The 25799-nt window shown below is 67.5% G+C and carries 27 protein-coding genes; 12 read left to right on the forward strand and 15 right to left on the reverse strand.

The features are described 5' to 3' along the window. The first annotated feature begins 3 nt into the window (after nt 1–3). The 3 genes from E3O28_RS13415 to E3O28_RS13425 are packed head-to-tail and all read left to right on the forward strand — an operon-like array spanning nt 4 to nt 3781. A complete protein-coding gene (locus tag E3O28_RS13415; RefSeq protein WP_104101117.1) occupies nt 4–660 on the forward strand; it encodes a hypothetical protein in 657 nt (218 codons plus the stop codon). Next, nucleotides 660–2234, forward strand: a complete 1575-nt coding sequence (locus tag E3O28_RS13420) for a proton-conducting transporter membrane subunit (RefSeq protein ID WP_134400828.1) — start codon at nt 660–662, stop codon at nt 2232–2234. The genes E3O28_RS13415 and E3O28_RS13420 overlap by 1 nt, the downstream gene beginning before the upstream one ends. Beyond that, nucleotides 2231–3781, forward strand: a complete 1551-nt coding sequence (locus E3O28_RS13425; RefSeq protein ID WP_134416423.1) for an NADH-quinone oxidoreductase subunit C — start codon at nt 2231–2233, stop codon at nt 3779–3781. Before E3O28_RS13420 ends, E3O28_RS13425 begins: the two co-directional genes overlap by 4 nt. A 66-nt stretch (nt 3782–3847) precedes the next feature. Here E3O28_RS13425 and E3O28_RS13430 read toward each other — a convergent pair whose 3' ends face one another. The 6 genes from E3O28_RS13430 to E3O28_RS13455 form a co-directional block, all read right to left on the reverse strand. Further along, nucleotides 3848–4183, reverse strand: coding sequence for a metalloregulator ArsR/SmtB family transcription factor (locus tag E3O28_RS13430; protein ID WP_104195301.1), 336 nt, complete (start codon nt 4181–4183; stop codon nt 3848–3850). A gap of 216 nt (nt 4184–4399) precedes the next feature. Continuing rightward, on the reverse strand, nt 4400–6673 hold the full coding sequence (locus tag E3O28_RS13435; RefSeq protein ID WP_134416425.1) for a polyribonucleotide nucleotidyltransferase: 2274 nt from the start codon (nt 6671–6673) through the stop codon (nt 4400–4402). A 257-nt stretch (nt 6674–6930) separates the two neighbouring features. Further along, nucleotides 6931–7908, reverse strand: coding sequence for a dihydroorotate oxidase electron transfer subunit (locus tag E3O28_RS13440; RefSeq protein ID WP_198411610.1), 978 nt, complete (start codon nt 7906–7908; stop codon nt 6931–6933). Continuing rightward, nucleotides 7908–8882 (reverse strand): dihydroorotate dehydrogenase, encoded by a 975-nt coding sequence (locus E3O28_RS13445; protein ID WP_134343017.1) that lies wholly within the window; start codon nt 8880–8882, stop codon nt 7908–7910. The genes E3O28_RS13440 and E3O28_RS13445 overlap by 1 nt, the downstream gene beginning before the upstream one ends. A 23-nt stretch (nt 8883–8905) precedes the next feature. After that, nucleotides 8906–10012, reverse strand: a complete 1107-nt coding sequence (locus E3O28_RS13450) for an LLM class flavin-dependent oxidoreductase (RefSeq protein ID WP_134374744.1) — start codon at nt 10010–10012, stop codon at nt 8906–8908. A gap of 44 nt (nt 10013–10056) precedes the next feature. Next, nucleotides 10057–11229, reverse strand: coding sequence for an ROK family transcriptional regulator (locus E3O28_RS13455; protein ID WP_241973133.1), 1173 nt, complete (start codon nt 11227–11229; stop codon nt 10057–10059). A 217-nt stretch (nt 11230–11446) separates the two neighbouring features. On the opposite strand from E3O28_RS13455, the gene E3O28_RS13460 reads away from it, so the two are divergent. The 4 genes from E3O28_RS13460 to E3O28_RS13475 are packed head-to-tail and all read left to right on the forward strand — an operon-like array spanning nt 11447 to nt 16283. Beyond that, nucleotides 11447–12706 (forward strand): extracellular solute-binding protein, encoded by a 1260-nt coding sequence (locus E3O28_RS13460; RefSeq protein WP_241973134.1) that lies wholly within the window; start codon nt 11447–11449, stop codon nt 12704–12706. Nucleotides 12707–12709: 3 nt separating this feature from the next. Next, a complete protein-coding gene (locus tag E3O28_RS13465) occupies nt 12710–13645 on the forward strand; it encodes a sugar ABC transporter permease (RefSeq protein ID WP_104101109.1) in 936 nt (311 codons plus the stop codon). Beyond that, nucleotides 13645–14553 (forward strand): carbohydrate ABC transporter permease, encoded by a 909-nt coding sequence (locus E3O28_RS13470; protein ID WP_134416429.1) that lies wholly within the window; start codon nt 13645–13647, stop codon nt 14551–14553. Before E3O28_RS13465 ends, E3O28_RS13470 begins: the two co-directional genes overlap by 1 nt. 23 nt (nt 14554–14576) lie before the next feature. Further along, nucleotides 14577–16283 (forward strand): alpha-glucosidase, encoded by a 1707-nt coding sequence (locus E3O28_RS13475; RefSeq protein ID WP_134416519.1) that lies wholly within the window; start codon nt 14577–14579, stop codon nt 16281–16283. Here the strand turns inward: E3O28_RS13475 and E3O28_RS13480 are convergent. Further along, the gene (locus E3O28_RS13480) at nt 16271–16732 is read right to left on the reverse strand and encodes a VanZ family protein (protein WP_104101106.1); all 462 of its coding nucleotides are present in this window, start codon (nt 16730–16732) and stop codon (nt 16271–16273) included. The two genes, E3O28_RS13475 and E3O28_RS13480, sit on opposite strands and share 13 nt — an antisense overlap. A 65-nt stretch (nt 16733–16797) precedes the next feature. Then, nucleotides 16798–18333: an amino acid permease gene (locus E3O28_RS13485; protein ID WP_104101105.1), complete on the reverse strand. Its 1536-nt coding sequence runs from the start codon at nt 18331–18333 to the stop codon at nt 16798–16800. Between the two features lie 108 nt (nt 18334–18441). Between E3O28_RS13485 and E3O28_RS13490 the strand changes: the two genes are divergently transcribed. The 3 genes from E3O28_RS13490 (at nt 18442) to E3O28_RS13500 (ending at nt 19788) form a co-directional block, all read left to right on the forward strand. Beyond that, complete coding sequence (locus E3O28_RS13490; RefSeq protein ID WP_104101104.1) at nt 18442–19203, forward strand: AzlC family ABC transporter permease; 762 nt, start codon at nt 18442–18444, stop codon at nt 19201–19203. Continuing rightward, nucleotides 19200–19511: an AzlD domain-containing protein gene (locus E3O28_RS13495; RefSeq protein ID WP_134416431.1), complete on the forward strand. Its 312-nt coding sequence runs from the start codon at nt 19200–19202 to the stop codon at nt 19509–19511. The genes E3O28_RS13490 and E3O28_RS13495 overlap by 4 nt, the downstream gene beginning before the upstream one ends. A gap of 88 nt (nt 19512–19599) precedes the next feature. Further along, a complete protein-coding gene (locus E3O28_RS13500; protein WP_104101102.1) occupies nt 19600–19788 on the forward strand; it encodes a DUF1508 domain-containing protein in 189 nt (62 codons plus the stop codon). A 290-nt stretch (nt 19789–20078) separates the two neighbouring features. Here E3O28_RS13500 and E3O28_RS13505 read toward each other — a convergent pair whose 3' ends face one another. The 7 genes from E3O28_RS13505 to E3O28_RS13535 all read right to left on the reverse strand — a co-directional run bounded on the left by E3O28_RS13505 (nt 20079) and on the right by E3O28_RS13535 (nt 24367). Then, the gene (locus tag E3O28_RS13505) at nt 20079–21167 is read right to left on the reverse strand and encodes an LLM class flavin-dependent oxidoreductase (protein ID WP_134416433.1); all 1089 of its coding nucleotides are present in this window, start codon (nt 21165–21167) and stop codon (nt 20079–20081) included. A gap of 125 nt (nt 21168–21292) precedes the next feature. Beyond that, a complete protein-coding gene (rpsO, locus tag E3O28_RS13510) occupies nt 21293–21562 on the reverse strand; it encodes a 30S ribosomal protein S15 (RefSeq protein WP_104101100.1) in 270 nt (89 codons plus the stop codon). 314 nt (nt 21563–21876) lie between these two features. Beyond that, nucleotides 21877–22296, reverse strand: coding sequence for a dihydroxyacetone kinase subunit L (locus E3O28_RS13515; protein ID WP_104101099.1), 420 nt, complete (start codon nt 22294–22296; stop codon nt 21877–21879). Further along, nucleotides 22293–23099, reverse strand: coding sequence for an HAD-IA family hydrolase (locus tag E3O28_RS13520; protein WP_134416435.1), 807 nt, complete (start codon nt 23097–23099; stop codon nt 22293–22295). Before E3O28_RS13520 ends, E3O28_RS13515 begins: the two co-directional genes overlap by 4 nt. Nucleotides 23100–23189: 90 nt before the next feature. Then, nucleotides 23190–23714: an AI-2E family transporter gene (locus E3O28_RS13525; RefSeq protein WP_166784833.1), complete on the reverse strand. Its 525-nt coding sequence runs from the start codon at nt 23712–23714 to the stop codon at nt 23190–23192. Continuing rightward, nucleotides 23672–24112 (reverse strand): AI-2E family transporter, encoded by a 441-nt coding sequence (locus E3O28_RS13530; protein WP_134416439.1) that lies wholly within the window; start codon nt 24110–24112, stop codon nt 23672–23674. The genes E3O28_RS13525 and E3O28_RS13530 overlap by 43 nt, the downstream gene beginning before the upstream one ends. A gap of 9 nt (nt 24113–24121) precedes the next feature. After that, nucleotides 24122–24367, reverse strand: a complete 246-nt coding sequence (locus tag E3O28_RS13535) for a hypothetical protein (protein WP_134416441.1) — start codon at nt 24365–24367, stop codon at nt 24122–24124. A gap of 193 nt (nt 24368–24560) precedes the next feature. On the opposite strand from E3O28_RS13535, the gene E3O28_RS13540 reads away from it, so the two are divergent. Both E3O28_RS13540 and E3O28_RS13545 read left to right on the forward strand, forming a co-directional pair. Then, the gene (locus E3O28_RS13540; protein ID WP_277874726.1) at nt 24561–25157 is read left to right on the forward strand and encodes a TraG/TraD/VirD4 family protein; all 597 of its coding nucleotides are present in this window, start codon (nt 24561–24563) and stop codon (nt 25155–25157) included. Next, on the forward strand, nt 25150–25485 hold the full coding sequence (locus E3O28_RS13545; RefSeq protein WP_134416445.1) for a DUF4913 domain-containing protein: 336 nt from the start codon (nt 25150–25152) through the stop codon (nt 25483–25485). The genes E3O28_RS13540 and E3O28_RS13545 overlap by 8 nt, the downstream gene beginning before the upstream one ends. Nucleotides 25486–25799 lie beyond the last annotated feature (314 nt).

Genomic DNA, 25799 nt, shown 5'->3' on the forward strand with positions numbered 1-25799 from the left:
TCCGTGTTCACCACCATTTACCCGCAGCTGATCGGTCTCTGCACCGGCACCCTGCTGCTCACCAGCGCCCTGATGGTCTGGCGGCACTCGCTGCTGGCGTCGATCCGGCTGCTCAGCGTGCAGGGCTTCGCGCTGGCCGCACTGGTCGCCGTGATCGGCCTGGAGGAGGGCGAGGTCGAGGTGATCCTCGTCTCGCTGCTCGTACTGCTGGTCAAGGGTATGGGCCTGCCGTGGGTGCTCGCCCGCGAGACCCACGCCACCACGCGAACGGATGAGGCGCCGCGCCTCAACCCGACGGCGGCCCTGCTGACCGTGGCGCTTCTGACCATCCTCAGCTACGTCGTGGCCAGTCGGGTGCTCGCCGGCGACATCAGCATCTCGGCACACGCGGCTCCGATCGGCCTGGCCATGGTGCTGATCGGTTTCCTGCTGCTGGTCACCCGCCGGCAGGCCGGATCACAGCTGATCGGCTTCCTCGTGCTCGACAACGGCATCGCCACCGTCGCGTTCCTGACCTCGGGCGGTGTGCCGCTGTTCCTCGAGCTCGGCATCTCCCTCGACGTGCTGCTGGTCGTCGTCATCCTCTACGTCTTCGCCGGCCGTATGCGCACCAAGTTCGGCAACACCGAGATCGATCAGCTCAGAAAGTTGCACGACTGATGTCATTCGCCCTCTGGACCCCTCTGGCCATTCCGGCCCTCCTCGCCGTACTGAGCCTCGGCGTGCCCTCCCCCGCACTACGCCGGCTCAGCCCCATCGCCTCCAGCGTTGCCGTGCTCATCTCGGGCCTGCTCCTGGTGAGCGTCGTGCTCGCGGACGAAGTTCCCACACTGGGCGGCGGGCTGCTCCGCGCCGACGCGCTCAGCGCCTACATGCTCACCGTGGTCGGCGCCGTCGGGCTTGTCTCCACCTGGGGTGGGCTCGGCCACGCGACGGCCGAGCCCGCGCGGTTCACCGGCTCCTACGACGCCCTGATCTCGATCTTCCTGGCCGCGATGAGCCTCGCGGTGCTCGCCGACAACATCGGCCTGATGTGGGCCGCGGTCGAGGCCACCACCATCGCCACGGCCTTCCTGGTCGGCCACCACCGCACCCCCCGATCGCTGGAAGCTGCCTGGAAGTACGTCATCCTCGGCTCCGTCGGCGTGGCCATCGCCCTGCTCGGCATCGTGCTCATCTACGCCGCCTCGCGCGGCACGGGCGAGGCAACCCTGTCCTGGCTCGTGCTCAGCCAGGCCGGCCTGCCACTCGACCCCGCGTTGATCCGCGCCGGCGGCGCCCTCGCCGTGCTCGGCTTCGCCACCAAGGCCGGGCTCGCCCCCATGCACAGCTGGCTGCCCGACGCGCACAGCCAGGCGCCCGCGCCCGTCTCAGGGCTCATGTCCGGCGTCCTGCTCGCGGTCGCCCTCTACGCCATCCTGCGCATTCAGACCATCACCGACGCCGTGATCGGGCCGGATTTCCTGCGCATCATGCTCAGCGTCGGCGGGCTGCTCTCCCTCTTCGTGGCGGCAGCGCTTCTGATCCGCCAGCGCGACTTCAAACGGATGCTGGCCTACTCCAGTATCGAGCACATGGGCATGATGGCCGTCGGCGCGGCCATCGGCCCGGCGGCCCTGCCGGCCGTGCTGCTGTACGTGCTCGGCCACGGGCTGACCAAGGCCACCCTGTTCGTGATCTCGGGCCGCATCCTCGAGGTCGAGGGCACTCCGAAGATCGACGACGTGCGCGCCCTGCTCGTGCGGCGGCCGGGGCTGGCCGTGCCCTGGCTGATCGCCATGGCCGCTCTGATCGGGTTCCCGCCGTTCAGCATCTTCTTTTCCGAGGTCGGCATCATCGTGGCCGGCTTTTCCACCGGCCTGGGCGTGGTGGTCGGCATCGCTCTGGTACTGCTGCTCGTCATCTTCGCCAGCCTCACCCGGTTGACGGTGGCCATGACGATCGGGGCGCCTGCGGCCACGGCCGTCCCGGTCGTCCCGGCTGCGGCCGTCCCGGCTGCGGGGGCCGGGGCATCCGTCACCGGAGCCGTCCCGGTCTCCGTTCCGAGCGCATCCGTCACCCTGGCGGACGCCGAGCCGCACCCGGACGACCCCCTCGTGCCGGACCGGTCGGGGCACGGGCCGATGCTGCCGCTCATCCTCGCCCTGGGCACCACCGCGGTGGTGGCCTTCATAGCGGAGCCGGTCGGCACACTCCTGACGCGTGCGGCCGAGGTTCTGGGAGGAATCCAATGACGACCCCGAATCCGGTGCGAGCCGCCACCCCCGAGGTGCGCACGCTCACGCGCGACGAACTCCGGGGCGAAGCCGCCGCCTTGCTGACCGATGGAAACCGGCTCGCTTTGGTCGCGGGCCACGACGACGGCGACCGGCTGCGCGTGGTCTACTCCTTCGTCGCCGTCTTCCCCCGGCGCCAGATCGACCTCGTCGTGCCCGTCCCCTATGACGACGCCTGGATTCCGAGCCTGGCCGACCTCTCGTTCCCGGCCGGCAACTTCGAGCGCGGCACCCGCGACCTGTTCGGCGTGCGGCCGGCGAACCACCCTCAGCCCCACCGGTTGGTGCGCCACGGCCACTGGCCCCGCGGCTGGTACCCGATGCGGAAGGACGCCACGGCCACCCCCGAATTCGAACCCGACGTCGAGTCGTTCCCGTTCGTGGAGGTCGAGGGCCCCGGGGTCTACGAGATCGCCGTCGGCCCCATCCACGCCGGCATCATCGACCCGGGCCACTTCCGCTTCTCCGTGGTCGGCGAGACCATCGTGCGGATGGAAGCCCGCCAGTGGTACATGCACCGCGGCGTCGAGCGGCTCTTCGAGGGTCGTCTGCCTGCGGACGGCATCGATATGGCCGAGCAGATCGCCGGCGACACCGTCATCGGCCACACGCTGGCCTACACGATGGCGATCGAGGCGGCCTCCGGCATCGAGATCTCCGAGCCCGACCGCCTGCTGCGCGCCCTGCTGCTCGAACTCGAACGCCTCTACAACCACGTCTCCGACCTCGGTTCGCTGGCCAACGACGTGGGGTTCGGCGTCGTGAACTCGCACACTCAACGGCTCCGCGAAACACTACTGCGCATCAACAAGACCGTCACCGGCCACCGCTTCCTGCGCGGGGCGCTGTCGGTGGGCGGGGTACGCGTTCTCGCCCTGCCGGATTCCGCCGCCCTCCGCGGCGTCGCCGCCGACGTTCAGGAGATCATCGCGATCACCCTCGGGCACGCGATCGTGCGGGACCGGTTCACCGGCACGGCCCCGTTGCCCACCAGCCAGGCCGAGGCCATGGGCACGCTGGGCTATGTGGCGCGGGCATCCGGTGTCGACGCCGACGCCCGCCGCGACCATCCCTTCGTCGATCTGGGTGAGCACTTCCACGTAGTCACCGACACCGGCGGCGACGTGCTCAGCCGCTACCGGGTGCGCGCGGGCGAGTTCGAGGTGTCCATTGCGGTGGCGATCGACCTCATCGCCCGGCTGGGCGCGCACCGTGGTGGTGCGGCCGCGGCGTCATCTCCGGTGGCGGCGACGACGGTGGCGGCGACGACGGTGGCGGCGACGACGGTGGCGGCGAGCGGCCTTGCCCTCGTCGAGGGCTGGCGCGGAACCATCTGCCACCGGGTCGAACTAGGGCCAGACGGTGCCATCACGCGGCTGAAGGTCGTCGACCCGTCCTACTTCAACTGGCCTGCGCTGCCCGTGGCCCTGTCCGAGACGATCGTGCCGGACTTCCCCCTCGTGAACAAGAGCTTCAACCAGTCCTACGCCGGCAACGACCTCTAGCGGCGCGTCCGCTATAGCCCGGTGTCGAACCAATTCGTCCGGGACGGAGCAGGCCTAGGGCTCGGGCTACTGCGAGTCCTGCTCGATGGTGCGGAGCAGGGCGTGGGAGTCTTCAAGGCTGGACACCAACATCCGTTTGGAGATGGCCAGGAGCTCGGCGACACCCGGGTCCCGCAGACCGTAGAAGATGGTGTTGCCCTCTCGTCGGGTGGCGACAACGCCGGCGCGGCGCAGGACCCCCAGCTGCTGGGACAGGTTCGACAGTTCCGCCCCGAGCACCTCGGCCAGGCTGCCGACGGAGCGTTCCCCGCCGGCCAACTGCTCCAGAACCTGCACCCGCAACGGATGCCCGAGAGCCTTGAAGAGGTCAGACTTCAATTGGGCCATGGGTAGTCCGGTCATTGACACAGTCTGATCATATCGCTAACCTGTAATACTTTCAAATAGGTGCTGGTCTTGAGCCGCGGGGAACGGGATCGGCCGCCGGATCGGGAACACGCGCGACAGCGGGCGGGCACTCGACCACCGCGGGATGCAAAAAGCCCGCCCTGCCGGAGCAGGACGGGCTTTCCGTCTAGCCGACTAACCTGGCGAGAGGTTGTCGGTAGATCTAGCGGACTACGCCTCGGTCGGAACCGGTGCGTCCTCGGTGCCGGCCTCAGCCGACTCATCGAGGACCGGGGCGAGCGAGAGCTTGCCACGGTCGTCAATCTTGGTGATCTCCACGAGGACCTTCTGGCCCACGCCGAGCACGTCTTCGACGTTCTCAACCCGCTTGCCACCGGCGAGCTTGCGCACCTCACTGATGTGCAGCAGGCCGTCCTTGCCGGGGAGCAGGGAGACGAATGCGCCAAACGCGGCGATCTTGACGACGGTTCCGAGGAACTGCTCGCCGATCTCCGGGTTGGTCGGGTTCGCGACGGCGTTGACCATGGCGCGAGCGGCCTCGGCCGACGGTCCGTCAACGGCGCCGATGTACACCGTGCCGTCTTCCTCGATGGAGATGTCGGCACCGGTCTGGTCCTGGATCGAGTTGATCATCTTGCCCTTCGGGCCGATCAGCTCGCCGATCTTGTCGACCGGGATCTGGACGCTGATCACGCGGGGCGCGGTCGGTGCCATTTCGTCGGGACGGTCGATGGCGGCGTTCAGCACGGCCAGGATGGTCGCGCGAGCGTCCTTGGCCTGGGTGAGCGCGCCGGCGAGGACGGATGCCGGGATGCCGTCGAGCTTCGTGTCGAGCTGGATCGCGGTGACGAACTCGCTCGTGCCGGCGACCTTGAAGTCCATGTCGCCGAGGGCATCTTCGGCGCCGAGGATGTCGGTGAGAGCCGCGTAGCGGGTCTTGCCGTCAACGGTGTCGGAGATGAGGCCCATGGCGATGCCGGCGACAGGTGCGCGCAGCGGCACACCGGCGTTGAGCAGTGACAGGGTCGAGGCACAGACGGAACCCATCGAGGTGGATCCGTTGGAGCTGAGCGCCTCGGAGACCTGACGGATGGCGTAGGGGAATTCCTCACGCGTCGGCAGCACGGGGACCAGGGCACGCTCAGCGAGCGCTCCGTGGCCGATCTCGCGGCGCTTCGGCGTTCCGACGCGGCCGGTTTCACCGGTCGAGTAGGGCGGGAAATTGTAGTTGTGCATATAGCGCTTCTTGGTGACCGGGCTCAAGGAGTCGATCGTCTGCTCGAGCTTGAGCATGTTCAGCGTGGTGACACCCAGAATCTGGGTCTCGCCGCGCTGGAAGATCGCGGAACCGTGCACGCGCGGGATGATGGCAACCTCGGCGTCGAGCGGGCGGATGTCCGCGAGCCCACGGCCGTCGATGCGGATGCCCTCGTTGAGAACGCGCGAGCGCACGACGAGCTTGGTGACCGACTTGTACGCGGCGGAAACCTGGTTGTTCGCGCTGGCGTCGAGTTCGCCGGCGGCGACCTTGGCCGCGATGGCCTCCTTGACGGATGCCTTGAGCGCGTCATCCGCATTCTGGCGCTCGATCTTGTCGGCGATCTGATAGACGGCCTTCAACTGGTCGTACGCGAGAGCGGCGACGGCGTCGTAGGTGGCCGGCTGGTAGGACGGGAACACCGGGTAGGCGCCGGTCGGCTTGGCGGCCGAGGCGGCAACCTTCTGCTGCGCCTCGATGAGCTGCTTGATGAAGGGCTTCGAGGCTTCGATGCCCTCGGCGATGACCTCTTCGTTCGGCTTGATGGCGCCGCCCTTGATGAGATCCCAGGCGTTGTCGGTGGCTTCGGCCTCGATCATCATGATCGCGACGTCCTGCGCGCCGTTGGCGTCGGTCACCACGCGACCGGCGACGACCATGCTGAACACGGCGTCGACGATCTGCGAGTGCTTCGGGAAGGCAACCCACTGGCCGGAGCCGTTCTCGTCGGGGATGAGGGCGACGCGAACGCCACCGATCGGGCCCGAGAAGGGGAGGCCGGCGAGCTGGGTCGACATCGAGGCCGCGTTGATCGCGAGCACGTCGTAGTACTCATCCGGCGCGATGGCCAGAACGGTGACGACAACCTGGATCTCGTTGCGGAGTCCGTCGACGAAGGACGGGCGCAGCGGCCGGTCGATCAGACGGCAGGTGAGGATGGCCTCGGTCGACGGGCGACCTTCACGACGGAAGAAGCTGCCCGGGATGCGTCCGGCAGCGTACATGCGCTCTTCGACGTCAATGGTAAGGGGGAAGAAGTCGAAGTTCTCCTTCGGCTGCTTGCTGGCGCTCGTGGCGGAGAGAAGCATAGTCTCTTCGTCGATGTAGGCGGCGGCAGAGCCCTGCGCCTGCTGGGCGAGACGCCCGGTTTCGAAACGGATGGTGCGTGTGCCGTACTTGCCGTTATCGATAACGGTTTCGGCGAACGTGATTTCTGGACCCTCCATATGGGGGTTCTCTCCTTTGGTTTTTGCTTCTCGCCATTCTGGCGATGAAGACTCGGTTGCCCGTATGGCGCCCGAGCTGGACGCGGAGAAGAAGGGTGCGAGAGCTGGCCACCAGTAGAAATTCACCAACTGCGGATGTTGCCGGCAAGTTGGGAAACCACCACCGAGGACCAGCGCGCTGCCGGTCTGCTCCGTACTGAGCGTGATTCTGCGTGGCCAATCCACGGATTAACCTCTTCAAGCCTAGCAGAAGACGTTCAGCCTGCTGGTTTCTCGCGCCCGGCCGCGCCCCGGTCCGGCAGCACGGCGTCGAACACCGGGCCGTCGACGCAGACCAGCGGCCCCTCGACGGCGGGATCCGTGGCGACGGGCGCGGCGCATCCGTGGCAGTAGCCGAGGCCGCAGGCCATGTGAGCCTCCAGCGAGACCTGCACCGGCGCGCCCCACTCGGCGCCGAGATCGGCGGCGAGGCGGGCGAGAACTCCGGCGCCGCAGGCCAGGATGACGTCGGGCGGAGCCCAGGCGAAAAGCCCGCGCAGCCGTTCGCCGAGCGCCGGCAGCGCGCTCGAGCCGTCGTCGTCGGTGACGGGGATGACCGTGGCGCCCAGCTCGGCGCAGTCGGCCAGGCCGATCAGATTGGCCGGCGACCTCCCGCTGAGCACGACCGTGGCGGCGATGCCGAGCCGGGCGGCGTCTTCGACCGAGCCCATGATGGCGCAGACGCCGACACCGCGGCCGATCATCAGGGCCGTGCGGGGCGCCTCTGGACCAGTCTCAGTCGGGAGGGCGGCATCCGGGAACTCGAAGCCGCGGCCCAGCGGGCCGGTGACCAGGAGGCTCTCGCCCACGAGTACGTCGGTGAGCGCGGTGGTGCCGCGGCCGGCCGAGCCGTAGATGACCTCCACGGTGCCCTGGTCGGGGTGGCGGCGGTGGATGGCCATCGGGCGTGGGAGCAGGATGCGCTCCCCGCCTGTGGGGGGCACGGTGATCATCAGGAACTGTCCGGCGAGGGCGGTCGTCGCAATGGTGTCGGTGGCCAGTACGAGCCGGCGGTACCGCTCTCCCACGACCTCGTGCACGAGAACGCGGGCGTCGTCCCAGACCGGGTCGGGCCGAGGCATCCGCTCGGGCGGTCGCACCGCGATGAGGCCGTCCAGCGCGGCCTCGTCGGCCGCGGCGAACGCCTGCTGGCGGCGCAGGGCGGCGAGGGCCCCGAGGGCGGTCGTAACGGTCATCAGGCCCTCCACAATTCGATCAGTCCGGTGATGTCGGCCGCGGCGACGCCCTCGCAGCGCTCCTGCAGGGCGCGAACGATTTCGACCATGGCGAACGGGCGTCCGAAGCTGGCCGTGCCGACCTGCACGGCGTGGGCGCCGACCGAGAAGTAGTCGAGGGCGTCGTCGGCGGTTTCGATCCCGCCGCAGGCGATCACCGGGATGTCGACCGCTCGGGAGGCCAACCAGACCAACCGCAGCACGACCGGGCGGATATTCGGGCCGGACAGACCGCCGATCACGTTGCCGAGAATGGGGCTCCGCGTAGCGGCCGTGAGCGGCAGCGCCGGGATCGAGTTGGCCACGCAGACGGCGTCGGCGCCGGCCGCCTCAGCGGCCTGGGCACAGTCCGCGATCGAAGAGACGAGCACCGGCAGCTTGACGATCAGGGGCTTGTCGGTCTCCAGGCGCACAGCATGCACGACCTTCCCGATGGCGTCGGGATCGGAGCCGATGTCGGTGCCGTGGCGGTCGAGGTTCGGACAGGACACGTTGAGCTCGTAGGCGTCGCCCGCGCCCCGCAGGCCCCGCACGACGGGGGCGTACTCGCCCGAACGGTGGCCGCCGACGCTGACGATCACGGGCACGCCGAGCGCCAGGTAGAGCGGGTGTTGCGACGCCAGGTAGCCGGCGGCCCCGCGGCTCGGGATGCCGACACTGTTGACCATCCCGGCCCGGAGCTCGGTCAGCCGGTGCGCCGCGTTGCCGCCGCGCGGGGTGCCGAACACGGTCTTGGTGACCACGGCGCCAAGCTCGGCGACCGGGATCAAGCGTCCGAGCGAAGGCCCGAAGCAGCCCGAGGCCGGCATGACCGGGTTGGCGAGGGTGAGGCTGCCGATTCGCACGGAGAGGTCGACCGCCACGGAGGCGGCGGGACGGGCGTCGAAGAAGGCGCGGCGCGCATCCATTGATGGCTGAGGCGGCGCGATGGTCATGGTGTCTGCTTCCGCGGGAGAGGTCACGGGCGGGCGACGGATGCCGCGAGCAGACTTATCGCGGCGTCGGCCTTCAGCGAGGCGTGCGTGGGTGCGTCGGGAACGTGAGCGGGCCGGTTCACGGCCAGCTCCGTGCGGAGCACGGGCACCACCTCGCCGCCGAGGATGTCGAGCTGATCGAGCACGGTTTTCAACGGCAGTCCGGCGTGGTCGATCAGGAAGAGCTGACGCTGGTAGTCGCCGAAGTAGTCGCGCATGCCGGCGTAGCGGTCGATGATCTGCTGCGGGCTGCCGACGGTCAGCGGCGTCTGCTCGGTGAACTCCTCGAGGCTCGGGCCGTGGCCGTAGACCGGGGCGTTGTCGAAGTAGGGCCGGAATTCGTCGACGGCGTCCTGCGAGTTCGTGCGCATGAAGACCTGCCCGCCGAGGCCCACGATGGCCTGGTCGGCTCGACCGTGGCCGTAGTGCTCGAACCGGGCCCGGTAGAGCCCGATCAGCTTGAGGTAGTGCTCCTTGGGCCAAAAGATGTTGTTGGCGAAGAAGCCGTCACCGTAGAACGCGGCCTGCTCGGCGATCTCCGGGCTGCGGATGCTGGCATGCCAGACGAACGGCGGCACCCCGTCGAGCGGGCGCGGCGTCGACTGGAACCCCTGCAGCGGGGTGCGGAACTGGCCCTCCCAGTCCACGACGTCCTCGCGCCACAACCGGCGCAGCAGCGCGTAGTTCTCCAGCGCCAGCGGGATGCCCTGGCGCACGTCCTGGCCGAACCACGGGTAGACCGGGCCGGTGTTGCCGCGACCGAGCATCAGGTCGACCCGCCCACCGGAGAGGTGCTGGAGCATGGCGAAGTCTTCGGCGATCTTGACCGGGTCGTTCGTCGTGATCAATGTCGTGGCCGTGGAGAGGATGATGCGCTCGGTCTTCGCGGCGATGTAGCCGAGCAGCGTCGTCGGCGACGAGGGCACGAAGGGCGGGTTGTGGTGCTCACCGGCGGCGAAGACGTCGAGGCCGACCTCTTCGGCCTTCTCGGCGATGGCGACCATGGCCGTGATGCGCTCGTGCTCGGTGGGGGTGTGGCCCGTCGTGGGGTTGACCGTGAGGTCACCGACGGTGAAGATCCCGAATTGCATGTGCAGCCTCCCACTCGCGCGGCGCGCAGCGCGCATGGACGATTCTATTCGCTGGCGGCAGCGGCCAATCGGCCGAGCGAGCGCTGGATGGCAACAGCCGCGGCCCCGCGGGCCCAGGAGGAGACCCCGCTGTCGTCAACGACGATTGTCAGCGGTGTCGCATCCGGGTCGCGGTCGGCTCGGGCAGCGGCGATGACCTCCTCGGATGCCAGCGCCCACAGTGGCATCCCCTCGCCGGAGAGCACGATCGTGTCGAGCATCCCGATATTGGCGATCACCGCGATCAATCGGCCCAGTCCGCGACCGGTGGCGGTGACGACGGATGCCGCAGCCCGGTTCCCCTCCACCGCGAGCCGGAGCACCTCGTCGTAGTCAACCTCCCGGCCGAGGGCCACGCTGACCTGGGCAGTAACACTCTGGCTCGTGAGCATTGCCTGCGAGCAGCCGCGGTGTCCTTCCGGGCAGAGCGGCCCGTTCGGGTCGAGCGGGATGTGCCCACCGAGGCCCAGGCCGCTGTCGGCCGTCACGATCACCTGGTCGTTGACGACCAGTCCGTAGCCGACGCCGACGCCGATGGTCAGAACCGCGAAGGTCGGGACACCCCGGACCGCTCCGAACCACTGCTCGGCGGAGGTGAGCGCGACGACATCGTTCTCGATCGTGACCGGAATTCCGAGCAGTCGCTCGAGCCGCGTGGCCAGGTCCACGTCGTGCCAGCCCAGGAACGGCGCCCGGGTCACGACCCGGGCGCCGGTGACATGCCCACCCACGCAGACGCCGAGCGCCGACAGCCCATCCGGGCCGCCGAGCTCGCGCACGACCTCGTCGATTCGGGCCACAACGTGCTCGACAGTGTGATCGGCGAGCACCCGCCGGGCCGAGCCCACCTCGTTGGCCCGCAGGTCGGTGAGCACCGCGAAGACGTCGTCGCCGGTGAGTTTCACCCCGACGAACCGACTGGCATCCACCCGGACGTCCAAGGGCCGGGCCGGGCGCCCGACGGTTCCGTCGCGGTCTTCGCTGCCCTCGACGAACAGGCCACAATCGAGGAACGGCTTGCTCAACCGCGTCAGGCTGGCCGGTGACAGTCCCAGGCGACGGCCAAGGTCGCTGCGGGAGATCGGGCCGTGGATGAGCACGGCTCGCGCGAGTTCCCGGGAGGTCTCGCTCACTGTCGACGCCGCATCCGTGGTCATATCCGCCCCCTGAGGTGCCATTTATTCCATAGTGGCATGAATACTCTGGCCCGAGCAGACTTTTCATCTCGCGAGAGCGGCAAATTTCCCGAATTGACGTCCTATTCTTTTTGCCGTAGAAAGATTCATGCAGCGACATGACGGCCCAAGGAGCCCCGCAATGACGGATACGACGACGTACCAGACACCCGCCCGGCGACGCCACCGGTCGAGGAGGTTGCGGACGCTCCGGCGACCCGTGGCACTCCTCCTGGCCGGTACGCTCGGGATCGGCGCCCTCAGCGGCTGCGCCCCGGGTCAGAACGACGTCGTCACCCTCGATTTCTTCCAGTTCAAGTCCGAGGCCATCGCGGACTTCGACGGCATCATCGCCGATTTTGAGGCAGAGAACCCCGGCATCCGGGTAACCCAGAACGCCGTCCCCGATGCGGACACCGCCATCCGCACCCTACTGGTCAAGAACAAGGTGCCCGATGTGATCAGTCTGAACGGATCGGGGAACTTCGGCCAGCTGGCGCGGGCCGGTGTCTTCCACGACTTCAGTGGCGACCCCGTTCTCGACCGGATCAACCCGGCCGTTCAGGACATCGTCGGGGCCCTCGGCTCCTACCAGAACGAGGTGAATGCCCTCGGCTTCGCGAACAACGGCAACGGCGTTCTCTACAACCGTGACATCTTCGCCGCGCAGGGCATCGAGATTCCCACCACCTGGGACGAGTTGATCGCCGCCTGCGACACGCTCCAGGCGGCCGGTATCGCCCCGTTCTACGGCACCGCGGCCGACGCATGGACAGTGCAATCCTCCCTGAACGGTATCGGCGCCCAACTCGGCGGCGACGATTTCTTCCCCGATCTCCGCGCGGAGGGTGAGGAGGTGGGTCCCGACTCGGCCGTCTCGTTCGCGAAGAACTACGACGAGACGTTCGAGAAGCTGCAGACGCTGTATTCCTACGCGCAGGACGGCTACCTCGGCCGCACGTACGAAGACGGCAACCTGGCTTTCGCGAACGGCGAATCGGCCATGCTGATGCAGGGGATCTGGGCCCTCAGCCCGATCCTGGCCAACAACCCCGACATCAGCGTCGGCGGTTTCCCCTACCCTGTGACGGATGACCCGGCCGACATCGAGCTCGTCTCCGGTGTCGACGTGGCCATTGCCATCGGCCGCGACACACCGCGCCTCGCCGAAGCCCGACTTTTCGTGGACTTCCTCTTTCAGGAGGAGGTGCAGAACTCCTTCGCAGCCTCACAGAACATGTTCTCGACGGCCCGGGACGCAGCCGAGAACACCAACCCGGCCCTGGCGGAACTGCAACCGTACTTCCAGGCCGGCCGGATCACCGGTTTCGTCGATCACCAGATCCCGGCGAGCATCCCGCTCGGGCCCATCGTGCAGCAGTTCCTGACCGACGAGAACAGCGCGAAAGCGCTGGCGACCCTCGACAACGAATGGCGCAAGGTCGCGTCACGCACCACCTCGACACGAAGCGGAGACTAACTGATGCTTACTTCCGTCCTGACCCGGCCCCGGCCGGAGCAGACGCCCCGAGCGTCGCGGCCGAGCGCGGCGCGGCGACGCGTCGGCGCCACCCCGCGCGCCTTCTACTGGATGGTCGTCCCCGCGGTCGCCGTCTTCGCGCTGCTGCACACCGTCCCGGTACTCATCGGCATCTTCTTCTCCTTCACCAACTACGCAGGCTTCGGCTCATGGGACTTCGTCGGATTCGGCAACTTCATCGCCCTGTTCCAGGACGACCGGGTACTGACGGCCTATGGCTTCACCTTCGGCTTCGCCATCGTCGCCACCATCCTCACCAACGTGATCTCGCTGGCCATCGCGGTCGGACTCAACGCGAAGATCGCGTTCCAGTCCACCTTTCGCGGCATCTTCTTCATCCCCTACGTGCTGGCGATCCTTGTCGTCGGTTACGTCTTCCAGTATTTCTTCGCCAATTCGCTCCCCCGGATCCTGTCGAACGTCCCGGTGTTCCGTGACAACATCCTCACCAACCCGGACTGGGCGTGGACGGCCATCGTCGCCCTCGCGGTCTGGCAGGCCTGCGCGTTCGCGATCATCCTCTACCTGGCCGGTTTGCAGACGATCCCTCAAGAGCTCTACGAGGCATCCGCCATCGACGGGGCCACGCCGGGACGGCAATTCCGGTCGATCACGTTCCCCATGATCAGCGCCTTTTTCACCATCAACATGGTGCTGAGCCTGAAGGGGTTCCTGCAGACCTTCGACCACATCGTCGCCCTCACCGCCGGCGGGCCGGGCACCTCGACCGAATCGATCACCCTGCTCATCTTCCGGGGCGGTTTCCAAGGCGGCGAGTTCGCCTACCAGTCCGCCAACGCGGTGCTGTTCGTCATCGTGATCATGCTCGTCTCGTTCCTGCAGTTCCGAGTTCTTCAGCGCACGGAGGCCGACTTCTAATGGCTATCACCATCGACTCCCCCGCCACGGTCGAACCCGCATCCCCCCGGTCGGCCCGTGACTCGCGCGGTGTCCGGCGCATTAAAGACAACCGCACCCGGATCAACTGGTGGGCCACCATGCTGATCGCGGTCTGCGCGATCACCGTGCTGGTGCCGCTCTACTTCGCCGTGATCACCGCGCTGAAGACCCCCGACCAGCTCGGCGGCACCGGGTTCGCGCTCCCCACCAGCGTCCACTGGGAGAACTTCGCCGACGCCTGGACGCTGACCAAATTCCCGCAGGCGCTGATGAACACGGCCCTGATCACCGTCGGCGCCGTCATCCTCACCCTGCTGACAAACTCGCTCGTGGCGTACGCCATCGCCCGCAACCTGCACAAGCCGTTCTTCACGGGCGTCTACTTCTACCTGCTGTCCGCCATTTTCATCCCGTTCCCGATCATCATGCTCCCAGTCGTGAAAGAGACGGCCCTGTTCGGTCTGGACAACCAGGTCGGGTTGATCTTGCTCTACGCGGTGTTCGGGCTCTCGCTCAACGTCTTCATTTACGTCGCGTTCATCAAATCGATCCCGATCGAGCTGGAGGAGGCGGCCTACACCGACGGGGCGACCACCTGGCGGGTTTACTGGCAGATCATCTTCCCCTTGTTCACCCCGATGAACGCGACCGTCGGCATCCTCACCTGTGTCTGGGCGTGGAATGACTTCATCCTGCCTCTCGTCGTGCTCTCCGACCCGGCGGCACGCACCCTGCAACTCTCCCAATTCGTGTTCCAGGGCCAGTTCAACACCAACTACTCGGCCGCGTTCGCCTCATACCTGATGGCCATGGCCCCGCTGCTGATTGTGTACATTTTTGCCCAGCGCTGGGTTATCTCCGGCGTGATGAGAGGATCGATCAAATGACGACACCCGCACCAACGTCCGGGATGACCACCCCCGCGACCACCCGCGCGACCACCCCCGCGACCGGCGCCTCCTGGTGGACCAGCGCCGTCGTCTACCAGGTGTATCCGCGCAGCTTCGCGGACTCGGACGGCGACGGGATCGGCGACCTCGGCGGCATCCGTTCGAAGCTCGACTACCTCGCCGAGCTCGGCGTTGACGCGGTCTGGCTCTCTCCGGTCTACCCGTCGCCGCAACATGACAACGGCTACGACATCAGCGACTACCAGGACATCGAACCGGTCTTCGGCAGCCTGGCGGAGTTCGACCTGCTGCTGGTCGAGGCCCACGAGCGCGGCATCAAGATCGTGATGGACCTGGTGGTGAACCACACCAGCGACGAGCACGCCTGGTTCCGGGAATCACGCTCGTCGCTGACGAACCCTAAACGCGACTGGTACTGGTGGCGCAAACCCCAGGCCGACGGCGGCCCGCCGAACGGCTGGGGCAGCGCCTTCAGCGGCCCGGCCTGGACGCTCGATCCCGCCACCGATGAGTACTACCTGCACCTGTTCGCCAAGCAGCAGCCCGACCTCAACTGGGAGAACCCCGAGGTGCGCCAGGCCGTCTACGCGATGATGAACTGGTGGCTGGACCGCGGCGTCGACGGCTTCCGGATGGACGTGATCAACTTCATCGCCAAGCAGGTCGAGCTGATCGACGGACCGGCCCCGGCCACCGGCGGCGGCTCGCCGATGGGGGCCCAGATCCATGAGTTTCTGCAGGAGATGCACCGCGAGGTCTTCGACGGCCGCGGAGGGCGGCACCTCACCGTCGGCGAGATGCCGGGCGTGAGCACCGACGACGCCCTGCTGTTCACCGACCCAGCCCGGCGCGAGGTTGACATGATCTTCCAGTTCGAGCATGTGGGCCTCGACCAGGGCGAGCACAAGTTCGAGGTGCTGCCTCGCAGCCTGACGGCGCTGAAGAAGAGCCTGTCACGCTGGCAGGAGGGTCTGGCCGAGACCGGCTGGAACAGCCTCTACCTGAACAACCACGACCAGCCCCGATTGGTGTCGCGCTTCGGCAACGACACCTCCTTGCGCTACGAGTCGGCAACTCTGTGGGCCCTGGTGTTGCACCTGCACCGCGGAACGCCCTACATCTACCAGGGCGAGGAGATCGGCATGACCAACGTGCGGTTCGACTCCATCGACGACTACCGTGACCTCGAATCCCTCAATCACTACCGCGAGGCCGTGGAAGAGTTCGACCTGGACCCCGGCACCGTGCTCGCCGGAGTGCAGACCATGGGCCGCGACAACGCGCGCACGCCCATGCAGTGGGATGCCTCGCCGCAGGCCGGTTTCAGCACCGGCACGCCGTGGCTGGCCGTGAACCCGAACAGCGTCACGGTGAACGTGGCCGCCGACCTCGCGAGCGAGCGGAGTGTGTTCCGCTTCTACCAGCGCCTGATTGCGCTGCGGCATGAGAGCGAGGTGGTCGCCCTCGGCGATTTCACCCTGCTCGAACCCGACCACGACGCGCTCTACACCTTCACTCGCAGCCGGGGTGAGGAGACGCTGCTCGTCGTCGCGAACGCATCCGATGCCCCATTCACCGACCTGCTTCCAATGGACGTCTCCGGCGCCGATCTGATTCTGGCCAACTATCCGGCCACAACGGATGCCGCCGCACCGTCCTCGAATCCGGTGCTGCGCCCCTGGGAGGCGCGCCTCTACCGGCTGTAGGTCGGCGCAACCCGCCTCGACCGGGGCTCCTCACGGCGCACCAGTTTAAACGCTGTAAGGACGAGGCCGACGATGACACCGAGCACGGCGCCGCTCCCGTTCGCGACCAGATCGCGCACATCCGGGACCCGGGTCGGCAGGAACTGCTGCGTGAACTCGATCGAGCCGGTGAGTAGGACGGCCACGACGATCGCCAGCCACCAGAACCGGCGTCCGAGCAGGAGCAGCAGAAACACGCCGATCGGGATGAACATGGCGATGTTGGCCGCGAATTCGACCCGCCCGTAGGTGATCCAGTCGGTGGAGTCGTGCCGATTGAAGAATCGGAGCGCCCGGAGCAGCAGCTCGTTGTTCCCACTGTCGAGCGGCTGCGGCCCGAGCGTCACCCAGCCCACGAACGCCAGATAGGCGAGCGTGACCAGGGACAGGACGGGATGGCGGTGCAGCATGGCTCCATCCTTCCCGATGGATGCTGGGGGTCACCCCAGTGACGGCCCCCGACCGCGAAAGCGCGCTACTTGCCCAGCGCTGCCTTCTCCTCGGCGATGACCTCGTCGCGGAGGGTTTCGTCGAAGACGCGCTTGGCCTCGATACCGACGACGGAGTGACGGCGGCCGTAGAGGAAATACACCGCGATGCCGATCGCGAGCCAGACCGCGAAGCGCACCCAGGTGAGCGTCGTGAGGTTGAGCATCAGCCAGAAGCAGAGCGCGGCCGACAGGATCGGCAGGAAGGGCGAGAAGGGCACCTTGAAGGCCCGGGGCAGGTCGGGGCGCTTCTTGCGCAGCACGACCACGGCGATGCTGACCAGCACGAAGGCCGACAGCGTGCCGATGTTGATCATTTCCTCGAGCACGCCCACATCGGTGAACCCGGCGATCAGGGCGACCGCGGCGCCGGAGATGATCTGCACCCGGGCGGGGGTGCCGCGCTTGGACGAGGTGACACTCAGGCCGCGCGGCAGCAGGCCGTCGCGGCTCATGGCGAAGAGCACGCGGGAGAGGCCGAGGAGCAGCACCATGATCACGGTGGTGAGCCCCACCAGAATGCCGACCGAGATGACCTGGGCAGCCCAGCCGGCGCCGACCGAGACGAACGCCGTCGCGAGTGAGGCATTGGGGTCGTCGGCGAGAACGGTGTACGGCACCATGCCGGTGAGCACGAGGCTGACGCCGAGGTACAGCACCGTGACGATGGCCAGACCGGCGAAGATGCCGCGCGGCAGGGTCGTCTGCGGGTTCTTGACCTCTTCGGCGCTGGTGGCGACCACGTCGAAGCCGATGAACGCGAAGAAGACCAACGAGGCGCCGGCGAGCAGACCGAACAGTCCGTACTGGGCCGGCTGGGCGCCGGTCATGAACGAGAAAAGGGACTGCATCCAGACGTCGCCGTCGCCGCCCGCGGAGGGCACGGCCTCGGGGATGAACGGCGTGTAGTTCTTCGGGTTGATGAAGAAGGCACCCACGACGATCACGAACACCACGATCGCCACCTTGAGAATGGTGAAGATGCTGGCGACGCGCGCCGACAGCTTGGTGCCCAGCACCAGGAGGGTGGTGAAGATTGCGACGATCACGAACGCGCCCCAGCTGACCTGCAGTCCGAAGACCGCGATCGTGGCCGGGACATCCCAGTTCCAGAGTTCGAAGACCTCACTCAGGTAGATGCCCCAATACTTGGCGATCACGGCCGCGGCGGTCAGCATCTCGAGGATCAGGTCCCAGCCGATGATCCAGGCGAGCAGCTCGCCGAGGGTCGCATAGGTGAAGGTGTACGCCGAGCCGGCCACGGGAACCGCCGAGGCGAACTCCGCGTAACACATGATGGCGAGCGCGCAGGTGACCGCGGCGAGGAGGAACGCCAGGGTGACGGATGGCCCGGCGTAGCTGCCGGCCGCCTTCGCACCGACCGAGAAGATCCCGGCACCGACGGCAACCGCGACGCCCATGATCATGAGGTCCCAGGTGCCCAGCGTGCGCTTGAGGCTGTGCCCCTTCTCGAGGGAGTCGGCCATAGAGGCCTCAATGCTCTTGGTGCGCCAGACGCTCATAACTGGGTGCTTCCGTTCCGTTGGGTATCGGTCAATGCTAGGCCCCCGCGGGGCTTCCCCGACCCCGGACCCCGCAGACCCGGGGGCCGCACCCCCTAGCATTGAGCGGTGCCCACCACCCTCCGCCACTCCCCCGGGGCCAGGGTCGGCCTGTCGATCGCGGTGGCCACCGGCCTCTACGGCATCTCGTTCGGCGCCCTGTCGGTGTCGTCGGGGCTCGACATCTGGCAGACCTCGGCGCTGAGTCTGCTCCTGTTCTCCGGGGGCTCCCAGTTCGCGTTCATCGGGGTGATCGCCGGCGGCGGCAGCGGTGCGGCAGCCGCCGGCGCGGCGGCGCTCCTCGGCATCCGTAACGCGGTCTACGGGATGCAGTTGAACGCCCTGCTGCACCCTCGTGGCTGGCGCCGCTTCGCCGCCGCCCAGGTCACCATCGACGAATCGCTTGCCACGAGCACCGGGCAGACCGTGCTCGTCGAGCAGAAGCGGGGGTTCTGGGTCGCCGGTCTCGGCATCTTCGTGTTGTGGAACGTATTCACCCTGATCGGGGCTCTCGCGGGCGACGCCGTGGGCGACCCGAAACAGTGGGGCCTCGACGGCGCGGCGGTCGCGGCGTTCCTCGGGCTGCTCTGGCCGCGGCTGCGGTCGAAGGAGGCCGGGGCGATCGCCGCGGTCTGCGCGCTGGCCACCGTACTGACCGTGCCGCTCGTTTCGCCGGGCGTGCCCATCCTCGTGGCGGCTGTCGTCGCCGGTGCCATCGGCTGGTTCGGTTTTCGGCACGGGCCGGCGGGCGAGGGTCTCGAGCCCGACGTCGACCCCTATCCCGGTCCACCCGATGCACCCGGTTCGACGGATGCGCAGGCTCCCCGATGAGCGTCTGGTTCTGGATCCTCGTGGCCTGCGCGGCGGCGTTCCTCACGAAGCTGCTCGGCTATCTCGTGCCGCAGAAGTGGGTCACCAACGCGCGCATCGCCCGCGTCGCCGGCGTCCTCACGATCGGCCTGCTGACTTCTCTGACGGTCGCGAACACCGTGGCCACCGGCCAGGACCTCGTCGTCGACGCCCGGCTCGGGGCGCTCGTCGTAGCGGCGATTGCGCTCTGGTTCAAGGCCCCGTTCCTGGCGGTGGTCATCGCGGGCGCGGCAGCGGCCGCCGGGCTCCGGCTGCTCGGTCTAAGTTGAGGGTCTCGCGCGCCAACGGGGGCGGTAGGGTTTTTCCAACGGCAATGCGTCCGTCGACGTTTTTCGATGATGAAGAAAAGAGTGTGTGATGTCCGGGAAATATGAGCTCTACGCGGAACGATCCGGCGGATACCAGTTTCGGCTGAAGGCCAACAACGGCGAAGTGATCGCGACCTCCGAAAGCTATCACTCCAAGGCAGAGGCCCTCAAGGGCATCGAGGCACTGAAGGCCCACGTCAAGTCGCACGTGGTCGACATGACGGAACCGGACGCCTGAACGAATCTCGGTTCTGCCGAGTGAGTCACCGTCGATTGGTCCTGTGGCTCCCGGAGAGTCGAAGCTGACTGCGCCGTGTGGACGCTGGTCATCCGGCGGGGCACCGTGTGCGGCGTCGAACCAATTCGACGGAGATTCTGGCGTAAAACGGCTTTATCGGAGTATTCGGGGCCGATACGGCCACAATCTCCGTCGAATTCGTTCTGGACGGAGTCACTGCACCGCGGCAACCGCCCCCGAACCCCCAGCCCTCGACGCCATCCCGTTCACGGCTGTGAGGGTTCACTCGTCTAGACCGCCGCGAGTTCCTCGGCCGCGAGTTGCTCTCCGGTGAAAAGCTCGGCGGCGAGCAGTTCCAGCGTGCGCGCACGCCCGGGTGAGGTCGCCGCGTCGGCGCCCGTGTGAGCGGAGGCGATCGGCTGCAGCATGACCTCGTCGACCCCGAACTTCGCCGCGAGGGCACGGATGCGCGCGGCCGCGGCGCCGGGCTCGTCGATGATCCAGGCCGCGGCCATCCGTTCGATCATCTGGAGCAGCGCCGGCGCCATCGGTGCGGCGGCGGCCTCTTCGACCGTCGCGAGCGGGCCGAGCGGCTGGCCCGATCTCAGGCGCGCCATCTGCTGCATCTGCGGCAGGGCGAGGGCGAGGGCCTCGACCCGGGTCTCGGCGACCGACACGTTCAGGGTGAGGATGGTGCGGGGGGCGTCGAGGGTCTCGCTGGGGGTGAACCCGCGTCGGTACAGCTCGAGGGCCGCCGTGGTGCCGTCGCCGGCGAAGTGGTTGGCGAACACGTAGGGCATGCCCTGCCGGGCGGCGAGCCGGGCCGAGTAGTCGCTGGAGCCAAGCAGCCAGATTTCGGGCATCCCGGTGGCGGCGGGAGTCGCGTGCAGGGTGTAGTCCTGACCGGAGGTGAGGCTGAGCGAGGCCCCGTCGGGGTGCAGCAGCGCCGCGATGTCGGCGATGTTGCGCGGAAACGCGTCGACCTCGCTCACTGCTCCGCTCGAGCGCAGCAGTGCGGTGATCATCGGGTCGCTGCCGGGCGCACGGCCCAGCCCGAGGTCAATGCGCCCGGGGAAGGCCGCCTCGAGGATGCCGAACTGCTCGGCGATCACGAGCGGAGAGTGGTTTGGCAGCATGACGCCCCCGGAGCCGACCCGGATGCGTTCGGTCTGCGCCGCGAGGATACCGATCAGCACGGGCGGGTTCGTCGACGCGACCGCCTGCATGTTGTGGTGCTCCGCGACCCAGTATCGGGTGTAGCCGAGCCGGTCCGCGCTCTGGGCGAGGTGCACGGCTGCCGCGATCGCCTCAGCGGAGCTTTGCGAGGTGCGGACGGGGATCAGATCGAGCACGGAGAGGCTCAGCGCGGAGGTAGACATCGGTGGGGGAAACCGCGCCGGGCCCGGAGATATTCCCGGTTCCCCGCTCCGGACACACAAACGGGCCGCCACCCGGAAGGTGACGGCCCGCTTGTAAGAAGATCGCGGTGTCTTCGAAAAGTGCCTTAGCGGCGCAGTCCGAGGCTGCCGATCAGTGTGCGGTACCGAGTGATGTCGACATCCGACAGGTAACCGAGCAGACGACGGCGCTGACCAACCATGAGGAGCAGACCACGACGCGAGTGGTGGTCGTGCTTGTGCTCTTTCAGGTGCTCCGTGAGGTCTAGGATGCGCTGCGTGAGCATTGCAATCTGAACTTCGGGGGACCCGGTGTCGCCTGGGTGGGTAGCGTACTTTTCGATGATCGCCTTCTTTGCATTAGCTTCGAGTGCCATAGATGGGATCCCCTTTCTCTCACTGCGCGGTGCCCGGGGCCGAATGCCTGGGCTCTCTTGATCCGCGGCCGTCAAACGGCAACCATTCGAGTTTAGCAGAGTCCGAGAGGTCGGCTGGAGCAGCAGGAGCAACGGCCAGAAGATGCGGGCTGCGATCTCGGCCGGGGCGCTGACCAGCTGCTCGTGCGCCCTCCCGAACCGGATGTAGAGCTCACTGAGAGGGTGCCGCCGAGGCCGTTGATCATCAGGGCCACCCGGTCCCCGACACGTCCGGCAGGTCCCCGACGACCGCGTCGCGCATCTCGTCGGTCATCTCATTCGCGGTGGTCAGCTTCGCGCGGCGTCGGCCCGGTTCGCCATGGATGCCCACGCCCATCCACGCGTGTCGAGGTTCGCGGCGGCGATCCCCTGGTGCATGTCCGGCACGAACTGCTTCGGGCTCCGGGATCGGGCGAACCGATGCTACGTTCTCCGGTGTAGCTGGCCCTGCCGCGACGGGCCTGCAGCATGCTCGTGGCGTCCGCGCTCGCCCGCGCAACCAGGGACATCCGGGCGAGGAGGGTTTCCGGGTCACGGCCGGCGGCCACCTCGGCTTCGAGCGTATCCGTGGCCGGCACGAGGGCGTCGAGCAGGGTCTTGTCTCCCAGGTCGGACTTGCCGCGGGCCTTGATCCCCTCGGTGGCGGCCCGGAGCATCGCCACGAATTCGGTGTCGAACAGGGCTGAGCGGGTCATCGGCTCTCCAGATCGGGGGCCGGGCGGTCGGGGGCACTGAGGATGGTGGCGAAATCGGACAGGTCGACGAAGAATTCCGGCTCCAGACCCAGCGGGTCGCGCAGCGTCACGGTGGTGGGGCCGCCGGGGTCCCCAAGCGACGACACCACCAGGGCCGCCCCGGTGAAATCTTCGTCCGCGGTGTAACCGCTGATCGTGATCACGGTGCGGAGGCCCGCGGCGAGCGCCGACCGGAGGCCGTTCGCACTGTCCTCGACGACCACGGCGTCGGCGGCGTCGATCCCGAGTTCCCGCAGGGCATGCAGGTAGATGTCCGGGGCCGGCTTCTTCCGGTCCACGATGTCGCCGGCGAAGACCCGGAACTGCGCGGCCAGCTCGGACCCGATTGTTTGCGTGAGCACGGCGCGCACGGATTCCTCGGCCGAGGTGGAGGCCACGGCGAGGATCCAGCCGGCGCCCGCGGCTTGTACGACGAGTCGACGGATGCCCGGGCGGGCCGTCAACGCGCCGCTCGCCACCCGCTCGGTGTAGATCGCGCTCTTGCGCCGGTGCCAGCCGGCGACGGCCGAGTCGAGGGCCGCGGGGTCGTCCGCCGGCAGACCGAGCACGCCGGCCACCTCCGGGGTGAGGATGCTGCGCATCCGTTCTTTTCCTCCCCCGATCGCCACCTTCTGGACGTAATCGGAGTCGCTCCACTGCACGGGCACCGAGAATTCCTCGAAGGTCTGGTTGAAGGCCGGCAGGTGGCCGTCGCGTTCGGTGTCGGCCAGCACGCCGTCGCAGTCGAAGATGAGAGCGGGCATCGCCTCAGGCCTTCCTCGCGTTGCCGATGGCGGCGAAGGCTCGGTCGATGGCTGCTTTCAGCGGTGAAATCGCCACCTGTGCCTCCCCGGTCAGATGCCGTCTATCGTAGGCTCGCCACCCCGAGCCGACAATGGGGCGGCCTCGGCGGGCTTCGCCGGCTGAGGCCAGTGCCGGATGGAGAACTTCGCCCGCTGGGTGATCGACTGATCCGGCCTGTCCCAAACCTTGATCATCGCCCAGCCCACGGCGACGAGCGGGACCGCCAGAACGGCCCCGGCGATACCGCCGAGGATGGTGCCCACGGTCAAAGCGACGAGGATCACCAGCGGATGCAGTTTCAACGCCCCCGCCATCACCACCGGGTTGAGCAGGTCACCCTCGATCTGGTTGACCACGATCACGATGGCCACAACGATCAGCGCCACGAGCGGCCCATTGGCCACCAACGCCACGAGGGCAGCCAGGATGCCCGCGATGGTCGCCCCGATCAGTGGGATGAACGCCGTGAGGAACACGATCACAGCCAGCGGCAGGGCCAGCGGAACTTGCAGGATGGCCAGCCCGACGCCGATCAGAACGGCGTCGAAGAGGGCGATGATCGCCGTTCCCCGCACGTACTGGCCGAGAACCGTCGGGGTGACGTCGCCGATCCGGTGGGCGCGCTCGAGGCTCTCGCCATGAGGAAACGTAGGAAGAAGTTCCAGATCTGGCCGCCGTCCTTGAGGAAAAAGAACAGGATCACCAGCACGAGCAGTGCTCCGGTGACCAGCTCCACCGCGGCGGACACCCCGGCGAGCGCCCCCGTGCCGAACTGTGCGCTCGTGACGAAGCCCACGATCGCATCACGCACCGCGTTGAACTGCTCCGAGTTGAGCGCGATCGGGCCCTCGACCAGCAGCCCCTGTAGTTCGTCGAGCCCGTCGCCAGCCGCCACCACCAGCGCACCCCACTGGTTGCGCACCGCGAAGACGATGAGCGTGACGATGCCGCCGAGGATGAGTGCCCCTGCCAACAGGGTGATTCAGGTCGCGAGAATGACCGGGAGGCCGGGCGTGCGCAGCCAGCCGACCAGCGGCGCCAGCGCCGATGCCAGGATGAGCGCCACGAGAACGGGGATCACCACGAGTTGCACCCGCACCAGAGCGTAGACGGCGCCGGCGGTCAGCACGACCACGACGACGATCTGGGTGGAGCGGATGGCCCACCGGCCGAGCCGGCTGGTCAGTAGGGTCTGCAGGGACGGGGATGAGGGGTCCTCGGCGCGCATGCTGACACCATAGGCACCTGTTGCAGCATCGGTAAACGGCTGCCCGGCCGAGTGCCTCCTAACCGATTCGGGCGGAACCCCGGCCCGGCGTCGAACGAATTCGACGGAGATTCTGCCAGGAGAGCGCTCTTTCCCGGGTTTCCGGGGCGTTGCGGGCAGAATTTCCGTCGAATTCGTCGCCCTCATCCGCGCCATCTGCACAACCGCCGAAACCGCCGCGCAGCGAAACGGCGGCCGGCTCCCGGTCCCGCTGGTGATGGAGCTCGACGAGTGCGCGAACATCGTCCGCTGGCCCGAACTGCCCTCGGTGTATTCGTTCTACGGGTCGATGGGCATCATCCTCAACTCCTACTTCCAATCCCGCGCCCAAGCGATCGACGCGTTCGGGAAAGACGGGTGGCAGACCCTCTGGGACGCCGTCGCCACCCGCGTGTTCGGCGGTGGTTCCGGCGACGACGACTTCCTCCGCTCGCTGGCCGCCCTCATCGGCGAACACGACGAAATCAACTACGGCAGCTCCACCGGCAAAGACGGCCACCAATCCACCTCCACCAACACCCGCAAGGTCAACACCCTTGACATCGCCGCCCTCGGCTCCCTCCCCGAATGGCGCGCCATCGTCTTCAGCTCCAAATGCCGACCCGTCATGGTCAACACCGTCCCCTGGTTCCGCGATAAGACCCTCACCATCACCATCAACCGCACCCCGACCAGGACGCCGAGCCTCGCGCCGGCACAGATCCCGGTGCCGGACGACACCATTGCAGCGGAGGTAGCAGCTCATGACTGAGTACGACGACTACGACTCGACCAACACTAAAGAGGACGCGGTCGACGTTCGCCACATGTTTCTTGATTTGCTGATCGGTCACCTCGCCACCGTCGAGGTCGTCGGCACCAGGCCCACGCCGTGGTGCACCCAATGGTGGCTACACCCTGAGATCGTCGCCCGGTTCAAGGCCCTCTGGCAGGCCAGCATGCAAGCTGACGCCAGCGTTATGGACGGCGACGCCGGCGCCGTCTCGTCCTGGTGGATCAACCACTGGGACCGCCACGCCGCCGTCATCTTCGACAAAGGCAAAGGCAACGGGCCATTCCGCGACTGCGACCCCGATTAAGGACACCTCTACCGACGCAAAGACAAAGCTGCCGGAATCGTGCCGACGTCGATGCCACCGGACGATGTGGAGCTGTAGAGGGCCCTCACGGAGGAATCCGTTGGCGAGCAGGGTCGACTCTTGTCGCGGCCCGGTGCTGTCGGTGTCCCTGGGTTACGAGGCCATCGACACGAGAATTGCGAATCCAAGTCCCGCGAAAGCCAGTCCGGTTAGGAGTGCGACAAGCGCCCGAACTCCACGCTTAGGTGACCAGGGCACCAAGAAAATGGGGAGTCCGATCAGAAATGGAATCGGCGCAAGGTTACCGATCGTGC

The organism is Cryobacterium sp. TMT2-14 (assembly GCF_004402465.1).
In the GTDB taxonomy this organism is placed as follows: domain Bacteria; phylum Actinomycetota; class Actinomycetes; order Actinomycetales; family Microbacteriaceae; genus Cryobacterium; species Cryobacterium sandaracinum.